At 75.0% G+C, this 960-nt stretch carries 1 protein-coding gene; it reads left to right on the plus strand.

Going from position 1 to position 960, the window contains the following annotated elements:
- Nucleotides 1-960: FAD-dependent oxidoreductase (locus SSOG_RS04960; protein ID WP_154686080.1), on the plus strand; the 960-nt coding region annotated here is incomplete at both ends.

Genomic DNA, 960 nt, shown 5'->3' on the forward strand with positions numbered 1-960 from the left:
ATCGCGGGGCTCGCGGCGGCCACCGCGCTGGCCGAGCGCGGGGCCGCGGTGGTGCTGTACGAGCGCCGCGCGATGCTCGGCGGGCGGCTGGCCGGATGGCCGACGATGCTCGCGGACGGGTCGGCGGCGACGATGTGCCGCGGTTTCCACGCCTTCTTCCGGCAGTACTACAACCTGCGCGGGCTGCTGCGGCGGATCGACCCGGCCTTACGCATGCTCACCGGGCTGCCGGACTATCCGCTGTGGCACGGCTCGGGCCTGCGCGACGGTTTCGCGGGCGTGCCGCGCACCCCGCCATGGTCCGCGCTGGGCTTCGTGGCGCGCAGCCCGTCGTTCGGCTGGCGGGATCTGGCGGGCCTGGACCCGGTGGCCGCGCTGCCGCTGTTCGACGTCCGGCTGCCGTGGATCCACGAACGGCTGGACGCGCTGAGCGCGGCGGAGTTCCTGGACGCGGTCCGCTTCCCGGCGGCGGCCCGGCACCTGGCGTTCGAGGTGTTCTCCCGCAGCTTCTTCACGGATCCGGGCGAGCTGTCCGCCGCCGAGCTGGCGGTGATGTTCCACATCTACTTCCTCGGCTCCAGCGAGGGCCTGCTGTTCGACGTGGTGCGCGAGCCGTTCCCGTACGCGCTGTGGGATCCGCTGCGGCGCTACCTGGAGGGCCACGGCGCACAGGTGCGGCCGGGCGCCGCCGTGGAGTCGGTACGGCCGCTGGACGGCGGGCGGGTGGCGGTGGACGGCGAGGCGTACGACGGGGTGGTGCTCGCCCTGGACACGGCGGGGCTGCGCACGCTGGTGGCGAACTCCCCCGGCCTGGGCGACCCGGGGTGGCGGGAGCGGATCGCGGCCCTGCGGACCGCACCGCCGTTCCTGGTCTCCCGCCTGTGGCTCGGCGCGCCCGTGGACCCGGGCCGCCCCGGTTTCCTCGGTACGAGCGGTTACGGCCCGCTCGACAACGTCAGC

This window comes from Streptomyces himastatinicus ATCC 53653, assembly GCF_000158915.1.
Classification (GTDB): Bacteria; Actinomycetota; Actinomycetes; order Streptomycetales; family Streptomycetaceae; genus Streptomyces; species Streptomyces himastatinicus.